The organism is Nostoc sp. (genome assembly GCF_036919615.1).
Taxonomy (GTDB): domain Bacteria; phylum Cyanobacteriota; class Cyanobacteriia; order Cyanobacteriales; family Nostocaceae; genus Nostoc.
Window position 1 is genome coordinate 109,130 of record NZ_JBALCN010000057.1, and the last position, 8,846, is coordinate 117,975.

The window sequence follows — 8,846 nt, forward strand, 5'->3', positions numbered from 1 at the left end:
AAGCGATCGCTGTAAATGTTTATCCAGCTTTGAATTGCTTACAATATAATAACCTCACCCCGCTCTTCAGGCACCCCTCTCCTTATTAAGGAAAGGGGATATGGATTAGGCACTAAAGTATTTTGCTACTGGGTGGTAAGCAATAATCGCAGTGGTAGACTGTTCTGGATAAAGTTGTTCACTTTCATCCATATACAAGTTAATTCTGTCAGTCTTCAATAACTCCAGCTGCTTGTACTGCTCTTGGATGTTTGGGCAAGCTGGATACCCAAAGCTATACCGTGAGCCACGATAGCGTTGTGCCAATATATCCCGAATATTATCGGGTTCCTCAGCAGTAAAACCTAACTCCCGGCGAATTCTGGCATGAGTCCACTCAGCCACAGCCTCCGCTACCTGCACCGCAATACCGTGGAAATACAGATAATCTGTGTATTGATTGGCAGCAAATAGCTTTTGGGCAAACTCTGTTGCAATATCCCCTACAGTCACCGCTTGCATCGGGAAGACATCAATAATTCCCGACTCCTTCGGTGCAAAGTAATCTGCTATGCACAGCCGCCTTAACGACTTTTGTCTGGGAAACTCGAAAGTTGCAACTTGTTGTGATTGGTTCTCTGAATCATATATATGTAGAGAATTTCCTTCAGACTGACAAGGGAAATACCCATAAATCACTTGGGGATGCAACAAATTCTCTTCAATAATCCGCTGTTTCCAAGTTTCTAAAACTGGGTAAACTTTCTCAGCTAAGAAAGCCTGATATTCTTCCTTAGATTGTTCCTTTGGCTTGCGGAATTGCCACTGTCCAGCAATCAAAGCTTGTAAATCCAAGTACCAAAATATTTCCTCAATGGGAATATCACTAGGCTGCAATAACTGTGTTCCCCAGAAAGGCGGTGTCGGGCGTTCAATATCTATCGCCACAGCATCAGAACGTTTTGTATCTACTTCTTTTGGTTGAGCGGATACTGTTTCCTGAGCAGTTGTAGCTTTTGGTTCTTTATGACCATTCGTCGAAACTTCAGCAGTTTCGGCAAATTCATCCAAAAATCCCTGCAAATCATCCCAGTTACCAGCAGTCTTCGCTGGCATTAATTTATCCATGAAGTGCAAGTCAGAAAAAGCATCTTTGCCATAAACAACCTTACCTTTGTAGGTTTTTTGGCAATCTTCATGCACAAATTTGGGAGTCAGCGCCGCACCACCTAAAATCACGGGGACACTAATTCCCTTTTCGTTAAATATTTCCAAATTCTCTTTCATGAAAGCGGTGGATTTTACCAGCAAACCACTCATGGCAATACAATCAGCTTTGTGCTCTTCGTAAGCTTTGATGATGTTTTCCACCGGCTGCTTAATTCCCAGGTTAATTACCTTGTAGCCATTGTTGGACAAGATGATATCTACTAAGTTTTTACCTATATCGTGGACATCACCTTTCACCGTGGCAATAATAAAGCTTCCCTTGCCATTGTTGCCAGATTCTGACTTTTCCATGAACGGTTCTAAATACGCAACCGCCGCCTTCATGGTTTCCGCAGATTGCAAGACGAAGGGTAACTGCATTTGTCCTGAACCGAACAATTCGCCAACAACTTTCATGCCATCTAGCAGGAAGGTGTTGATAATTTCTAAGGGGGGATATTCTTCTAAGGCTTTTGTCAGATGTTCTTCTAAGCCAATGCGTTCGCCGTCGATGATATGGCGCTTGAGTCGTTCGGGGATGGGGAGACTTTCATCTAAGGAGCGATCGCGTTTTGTCGTCACCCCGGCAAACACTGTGGTAAGCTCTCCCAAGGGATCGTAAACGCAGACGTTACCCTCAAACTTCCGTTCGTCATAAATCAACTGGCGACAGATTTCTTGATGGCGTTGTTCAATCTTAGACAGCGGTAAAATCTTGTTAGCACTGACAATGGCTGCATCCATTCCCGCTGTCGTCGCCTCGTGCAAAAACACTGAGTTCAGCACCATCCGCGACGCTGGATTCAAACCAAAGGAAATATTGGAAACACCTAAAATCACATGACATCCAGGCAATTCTTGACGAATTCGCCGAATGGATTCAATTGTCGCCTTGCCATTTTCTCGGTCTTCTTCAATCCCGGTGGAAATTGGTAAAGCTAGGGTATCAAAGAATATTTCTGTGGGAGGTATGCCATATTTTACAGCTTGACGGTATGCACGCCCGGCGATCGCAAACTTTTTGTCTGCTGTCCGCGCCATTCCATCTTCATCGATAGTACCAATAACTACACCAGCACCGTACTTTTTTGCTAACTCCAGCACTTTCAAAAAGCGCGGTTCCCCGTCTTCGTAGTTAGTGGAGTTCAGCAAACACTTACCACCGGCAACCTTTAAACCCGCCTCCATCTTTTCCCATTCAGTGGAGTCAAGCATCAAAGGCAGTGTCACATTATTGACAATACGCGAAACTAATTCGTGCATATCCTGCACGCCGTCGCGTCCCACATAATCCACGTTGACATCAAGGATGTGTGCGCCTTCTTTTACCTGCGCCCTCGCCATTGAAACGAGTCCATCCCAATCTTCGGCATTTAGCAAATCGCGGCACTTCTTGGAACCACTAGCGTTGAGACGTTCGCCGACAATCAAGAAGGAATTATCTTGGTCGTAGGGCTGAGTGGTGTAAATTGATGCTGCTGCTGGTTCTAAACTTGGGTGTCTAACTTTTGGCTTCAGGTCTTTAGCGACTTCTGCCAATTGTTGAATGTGTTCTGGACGTGTCCCACAGCAACCCCCAATCACTTGGACACCCAAATCTTCAACAAAATGCATCAGCGACATCCGTAATTCCAACGGGGTCAGGCGGTAGTGTGCTTGACCGCCGACGTTTTCAGGTAAACCCGCGTTGGGAATACAGGAAACGATGAAAGGTGAATGTTCTGCCAGATACTTGATATGTGGTTTCATCAAGTCTGGGCCTGTGGCACAGTTTAGACCGAGAATGTCAATTGGGTAATGTTCCAGAATTGTCAGCACAGCACTGATTTCTGAACCAACCAACATTGTGCCCATGCTTTCCATTGTCACAGAAACCATCAAGGGACGGCGATCGCCTTTTTTGGCAAACACTTCTTCAATGCCATTCAGCGCCGCTTTAATTTGCAGCACATCTTGGCAAGTCTCCACCAGAAATAAATCGACACCACCATCCCACAGCGCTTCTGCTTGTTCAGCAAAGGTAGCTTTCATGGTGTCAAAGTCAATATGTCCCAAGGTAGGGAGTTTAGTTGTGGGGCCGATGGAACCTGCTACAAACCGGGGTTTTTCTGGCGTGGAAAATTCCGCGGCGACACGCTTGGCCAATTCTGCAGCTGTCTTGCTGAGGTAATAGGCTTGGTCTGCCAAGTCATATTCTGCCAGCACCAGGGACGTACTGCCAAAGGTATCGGTTTCAATGACATCTGCACCAGCGGCGAGAAAATCTCGGTGAACCTTAGCGACTGCTTCGGGTTTCGTGTGGACTAAGTATTCGTTACAACCTTCATACTGTGGGCCGCCGAAGTCTTCAGCAGTCAGGTTTTGAGTTTGCAGGTTGGTTCCCATCGCCCCATCGAAGACGAGGACTGGGCTATCTGGACTACGTAGGCGTTCAAGGAAAGAATGAGTCATATTTTCCGAGAATAAATGAGCAAATCAAGTGAGTCTTGTGATACTCTACTTACTTTATTATTTTCCCAAATTGTGATATTTTGGGCACTATTTAATAAACTCAGTTTTGCTGAAACTCACTATTTGCTCATTTTGACCTGATTTATTAACATTGGCGACGACAGAATTATGCAAAAGCGCCCTCATATCATGTCGCTTGATTGCTTATTAAACTCGAAGAACCCCACCCCCGCCAAAGTTGTGCTTTCTCTCTCCTCCCCGCAAGCCTACGGTTTACACGCAAGTCTGAAATAGCTGATTAACCAAGGTTACCCCACCCTAACCCTCCCCTTATAAAGGGGAGGGAACCAAATTTGCTATTTCCCCCCCTTTATAAGGGGGGATTAAGGGGGGTAATTCGACTTGTGTGACACCAGGGGGCAGAAGTTGGGGGTGGGTGTAATGACTGTGGTTAGTATAATTAATTATGCGGACATGATATCACTATAGAGGTCGCTGGCTTACAAACAAAGCCCAGATTTGTATGTTGGGTTTCGTTCTTTAATGCAACCGACATTAGAGTTATTTTTTAAGCAAAACCTACGCAGTATTGATATAAGTGGAGTTTCACTGATTCTACACATAGTCAGATGAAATATTTTCATCAAGTTTCTTATCTTGGGATCACAACTTAGAGTTGTCACTCCGTTCAGCTCAAAGATGGAAAAAACACCACAAGTATAACTTGAGTCTTACTATGGATTTAATTTCTTTGTTCAATCTAAATACATTTATTGAATTATTACTGGGAATTAGTTTGAGTGCGGCGGCTGGCTTCAGAGTCTTTGTACCACTGCTAGCATTAAGTGTGGCTTCAGTTTTTGGACATTTTGATTTGCCAACTGACTTTGATTGGCTGGAAACACCTCAAGCCGTAATTGTATTTGCAGCCGCTTGTTTGCTGGAAATTAGCGGTTATTACATTCCTTGGTTGGATCATTTGCTGGATATTGTTGCCACGCCTGCGGCATTTATCGCCGGGACAATCGTAACAGCATCTGTTGCTCCAGAGATGAATCCACTGGTGCAATGGACGTTAGCTTTAATTGCAGGTGGTGGAACCGCAGGATTAACTAAGGGATTAATGAATACATTGCGGATAAGTTCTACAGGCGTTTCAGGTGGATTAACCAATCCAGTTGTATCAACCATTGAGTTGGTGATGGCAATCGGACTGTCTGTGCTGGCGCTAGCTTTACCAGTGGTAGCAGGAATAATTGTGATTGGTTTTCTAATAATAGCTATTCAAAGAATCTGGAATTTCTTCTTCAATAAACCATTTTCTCAAACTAACGAAACCGTCTCTCCATCAAGAGAATTGGGATAAGTACTTATGGATTTGTTTCAGAACTGCGATCGCTATTATAAGCTGGTTGTAGTCTTCGGGTGTGTTAGCTCCGAGAGTACGGCATCTTCTACTATTCTATTGATTCGCCAACGAGTCTTTGATACTCGCCAACGAGTCTTTGATACTCGCCAACGAGTCTTTTAGCTCCGTTAATGAGTCTTTGATACTCGTGGACGAGTCTTTTATACTCGCCGATGACTCTTTGATACTCGTGGACGAGTCTTTTATACTTGTGAATGAGTCTTTGCTACTCGTGAACGAGTCTTTTATACTGGTGGACGAGGTAAATTGGGTTGATTCCAGTCGGCAATTCATAAGTTTAATTTATGATTTGTCAAAAGCGATCAACTTTTGATACTTTTGAATAAACGGTATCATACACTACTATTTTTTAGTGTAGGCGTAGCCCACTGTAGGCATCGCAGAACTTTTCGGTCTACTGAACTTAGCTCAACCCATTCAAGTAATCAGGTTGATTAAATTCTCGACGAGTCGATCTCCATCCATTGGCACAATATCCTGACTATGCAACATCTCCTGCGTCGTCAGCAGAAAAATCAATGTCCCCATGAACGTGTAAGCGACAGCGGCTGGATCGGCTAGATTCAAGTCTGGGCGATCCGTTAGGTACTGAGTCAGCGCATCTAGAATCGGTTTATCCATATGTTGTACAAAAGCTCTCCCTAGTTCCGGAAAGCGAGCCGATTCGCCCAATACTAGCCGAATGAAGGTAATCTTTTCAGGGTTGTCAATGCAGCTATCTAAGACATCATTGGCTAATTGACGCAGCACAACTTTGGGCGACTCCTGGGATTTCAACAAATCTTGAGGACAGGTCGCCCAGTGCGTTTTCTGCACCCACTGCACCATCAAAGCATTAAACAACCCCTCTTTATCTTGAAAGTAGCTGTAGAGCGTGGGTTTAGATACGCCTGCGGCAGTTGCGACGCGATCCATTGTGGTGCCGACATAGCCTTGCTCTAGAAAGACACGGATTGCCCTCTCTAGAATAGCAACAGTTTTTTCGGGCGATCGCTGACGGGTGGAGTGAGCAGTCTGAGACGGTTCCATACAGGTCAAAAAAATGAGCTTGACAAAAATTTTACTAAATGGTTTAGTTTAATAGCAAGTATAATTTAACTAAACCGTTTAGCTAAATACAATACCATTAAGCAAGCATCATGCAGAGTCCAACGATTGGCGGCAGGCAATTGCCGTCCCGGAAGCTTTTGGGAATCAGTGCTGCAATTCTTCTAGGGGGAGTAGGTGCTTACACACTTTGGAGATCGCACTCCTTTGCTTAAACTGCTCAATCTGTCGAAAATGCCACTCCTAAAATTCAGACCGTGAGTGCGTTGGGCTACCTCCAACCTGAAAGTAAAGTGATTAAACTCTCTGCGCCCAATTCCTCTGGTGGTACGAGTCGAGTCAAGAAACTTCTGGTCAACCAAGGAGATACAGTCAAGGCGGGGCAAGTGATTGTCGTGTTGGATAATTACGATCGCTTACAAGTCGCACTTCAGGAAGCAGAGCAGCAGGTAATTGACTTCCAAACGTCTTTCTCATTTACTTCAATTCGCTACCCCTATCTATAGAGAGAAAAAAATGCCAGCTATCTTTTTTGGGTCAATCGGCACAATCGCCGATACATCTGAGCTTCAGAGGCAAGCTTTTAACCAAGCCTTCGCGCTTCACAATCTCGACTGGAATTGGTCAAGAGAAGAGTATATGACCCTTCTGGAAAAAAGCGGTGGCAGCCAGCGTGTTGAAGACTACGCGAAATCGATGGGGCAATCAGTTGATGCAAAAGCTATCCATCGCTCAAAGTCTGAAATTTTTCAAGAGTCTTTGCACAGAGAAAGATTAGAGCCTCGCCTTGGCGTAGTCGAAGTGATACAGCAGGCAAAGCAAAAAGGACTTAAGCTTGCATGGGTAACAACCACCTCTAAACAAAATGTTGAGTCTATTATCGGGGCTTTGCACAGAGATATTGATGCTAGTGTTTTTGATTTAGTGCTTAGTTCATCTGAGGTAAAGAATTCTAAGCCTGCTCAAGATGCCTATGATTTCGCTTTGAAGGAGTTGGCACAAACGCCGAATGATTGTATAGCTATTGAAAATAATCTTGATGGGCTAAAAGCTGCAAAGGCAGCGGGATTAGCCTGTGTTGCTTTTCCAGACGCGAACACAGTGCATCATAATTTCGAGGGCGCGAATCTTCTTGTGAGTCATTTAGATTTTGAACAGTTGCAAGAGATTCTCCAAAACAATTCATAGAAATCAAGTATGGCTATCACGCTTCAAAACCTTGCTCCGTTTGGCATTGAGATGACAGGAATCAATATTAGCGAGGCGGAGGAGGATGTTATTTTTAACCTCAAGCATTTACTGGCACATCATGGCGTTGTTATCATACGTCAGCAGTGGATGGATGATGCCGAGTTTGTAAGCTTTCTCAAGCGGTTAGGATCTCTCATGTTTACGGCAGGTGAAAAGCCTGTTCCTCATCAGCCTTGCTTAAACCTCGTGAGCAATGTAGGGCGTGATCGCCCTCCCAGAAGCGTTTTTCACACTGATACGAGTTATGTTGCCCAACCGCCTGCTTACACAGCGCTAAAGGCTATTTCACTGCCTGAATTTGGGGGCGAAACTCTGTTTTGTAATCAATATTGTGCCTTTGAAACTTTGTCTACTCAGGTAAAACAGAGGCTCTCAAGTGCGACTGTGCTCCATGTGGCTTCTGGCGTGAAGCTAGACAATGATCAAGAAAGCCAAGCTTGGCATTCCTTATTTAAGCGACATCCTATTTCTGGAAAGACTGCACTTTTTCTATCGACACCGGAACGATGTCAAGTTATCCAAGGATTTAATTTAGAAGAGAGTCAGCGAGCAATTCGTTCACTCTATAAACATTCAATTCGCTCCTATAGGCTTTATCGACATTACTGGCAAAACGGCGATATTGTGATTTGGGATAATCGCTGTACGATGCATCGTGCTGATCACTCGGAAGTGATAGGTGATCGTGTGCTTTATCGCGGTCTTATTGCTAGTGAGATGGACAATTAGTAGCTTTTATTAATCGCAGAGAGCATCTTCATGCCTGGGTAATCAACACCTTAGCTACAATTGGGCAACCTTGATACTTGTGAACGAGTCTTTTAGCTTTGTTAATGAGCCTTTGATACTCGTGGACGAGTTTTTTATCCTCATGAACCAGTCTTTTAGCTCCGTTAATGAGTCTTTTATCTTCGCGGACGAGTCTTTGATACTCATGAACGAGTGAATGTTATTGCGAGGTTAGCGATCGCACCCGGCTAATTTGAGCATTAAAGCAGTTTTCATGTAGATAGAACACAATAATCTACCCTCACTCCCCATTTCCTGCAATACAGTATTCTGGTAAATATCGCTACATCGATTCAGCAGCCTGCCACCAGAAATCAGCCAACTCTCCAACTTAACTGAGCTATCCCTAAATAACAATCAACTCAGCAGCCTGCCGCCAGAATTCAGCCAACTCTCCAACTTGTCATGGCTAGACCTCTCTAACAATCCATTCAGCAGCCTGCCACCAGAATTCAGCCAACTCTCCAACTTAACTGAGCTATACCTCGATAACAATCCACAATTAAGTTCGCCGCCGCCTGAAATTGTTGAGCAGGGAACGGAGGCAATTTTGACCTATCTTCGAGCCAGGTTAGAAGGTAAACAATAATATCTTTCTAATACCAATTCAATGTGAAGCTGCATAGAATAGAGCTTCCAGGATAAAGTTATAAGAAGAGACAGAAATTACCTGCTCAAATGTAAGTTGGTC

General features: G+C 44.2%; 8 protein-coding genes. 6 read left to right on the forward strand and 2 right to left on the reverse strand.

Translation table 11 applies throughout. The features are described from left to right. Nucleotides 1-105: 105 nt before the first annotated feature. Entirely contained in the window at nucleotides 106-3,639 is a 3,534-nt protein-coding gene (metH, locus tag V7K48_RS17560) for a methionine synthase (protein WP_335074550.1), read from the reverse strand. A gap of 736 nt (nucleotides 3,640-4,375) precedes the next feature. Here metH and V7K48_RS17565 point away from each other — a divergent pair. Together V7K48_RS17565 and V7K48_RS17570 are read left to right on the forward strand one after the other, a co-directional pair. Continuing rightward, the gene (locus tag V7K48_RS17565) at nucleotides 4,376-5,005 is read left to right on the forward strand and encodes a DUF4126 domain-containing protein (protein ID WP_335074551.1); all 630 of its coding nucleotides are present in this window, start codon (nucleotides 4,376-4,378) and stop codon (nucleotides 5,003-5,005) included. A 6-nt stretch (nucleotides 5,006-5,011) separates the two neighbouring features. Beyond that, nucleotides 5,012-5,170 carry a hypothetical protein gene (locus V7K48_RS17570; protein WP_335074552.1) on the forward strand — a complete coding sequence of 53 codons (159 nt, stop codon included), beginning with the start codon at nucleotides 5,012-5,014 and terminating at the stop codon, nucleotides 5,168-5,170. A 315-nt stretch (nucleotides 5,171-5,485) separates the two neighbouring features. Here the strand turns inward: V7K48_RS17570 and V7K48_RS17575 are convergent, their stop codons facing one another. Continuing rightward, entirely contained in the window at nucleotides 5,486-6,097 is a 612-nt protein-coding gene (locus tag V7K48_RS17575) for a TetR/AcrR family transcriptional regulator (protein WP_335074553.1), read from the reverse strand. 275 nt (nucleotides 6,098-6,372) lie between these two features. Between V7K48_RS17575 and V7K48_RS17580 the strand changes: the two genes are divergently transcribed. From V7K48_RS17580 to V7K48_RS17595, 4 genes are all read left to right on the forward strand, one after another. Beyond that, nucleotides 6,373-6,621, forward strand: coding sequence for a biotin/lipoyl-binding protein (locus tag V7K48_RS17580; RefSeq protein WP_335074554.1), 249 nt, complete (start codon nucleotides 6,373-6,375; stop codon nucleotides 6,619-6,621). Further along, on the forward strand, nucleotides 6,569-7,303 hold the full coding sequence (locus V7K48_RS17585) for an HAD-IA family hydrolase (protein ID WP_335074555.1): 735 nt from the start codon (nucleotides 6,569-6,571) through the stop codon (nucleotides 7,301-7,303). The genes V7K48_RS17580 and V7K48_RS17585 overlap by 53 nt, the downstream gene beginning before the upstream one ends. A gap of 9 nt (nucleotides 7,304-7,312) precedes the next feature. Beyond that, entirely contained in the window at nucleotides 7,313-8,095 is a 783-nt protein-coding gene (locus tag V7K48_RS17590; RefSeq protein WP_335074556.1) for a TauD/TfdA dioxygenase family protein, read from the forward strand. 361 nt (nucleotides 8,096-8,456) lie between these two features. Continuing rightward, entirely contained in the window at nucleotides 8,457-8,744 is a 288-nt protein-coding gene (locus V7K48_RS17595) for a leucine-rich repeat domain-containing protein (protein WP_335074558.1), read from the forward strand. The last annotated feature ends 102 nt before the right edge of the window (nucleotides 8,745-8,846 follow it).

What these genes read in the sequence shown, in the direction of transcription:
- V7K48_RS17570 (WP_335074552.1), top strand. Translation starts at nt 5,012, where the DNA reads ATGGATTTGTTTCAGAACTGCGATCGCTATTATAAGCTGGTTGTAGTC.
- V7K48_RS17565 (WP_335074551.1), top strand. Translation starts at nt 4,376, where the DNA reads ATGGATTTAATTTCTTTGTTCAATCTAAATACATTTATTGAATTATTA.
- V7K48_RS17590 (WP_335074556.1), top strand. Translation starts at nt 7,313, where the DNA reads ATGGCTATCACGCTTCAAAACCTTGCTCCGTTTGGCATTGAGATGACA.
- metH (WP_335074550.1), bottom strand. Translation starts at nt 3,639, where the DNA reads ATGACTCATTCTTTCCTTGAACGCCTACGTAGTCCAGATAGCCCAGTC.
- V7K48_RS17575 (WP_335074553.1), bottom strand. Translation starts at nt 6,097, where the DNA reads ATGGAACCGTCTCAGACTGCTCACTCCACCCGTCAGCGATCGCCCGAA.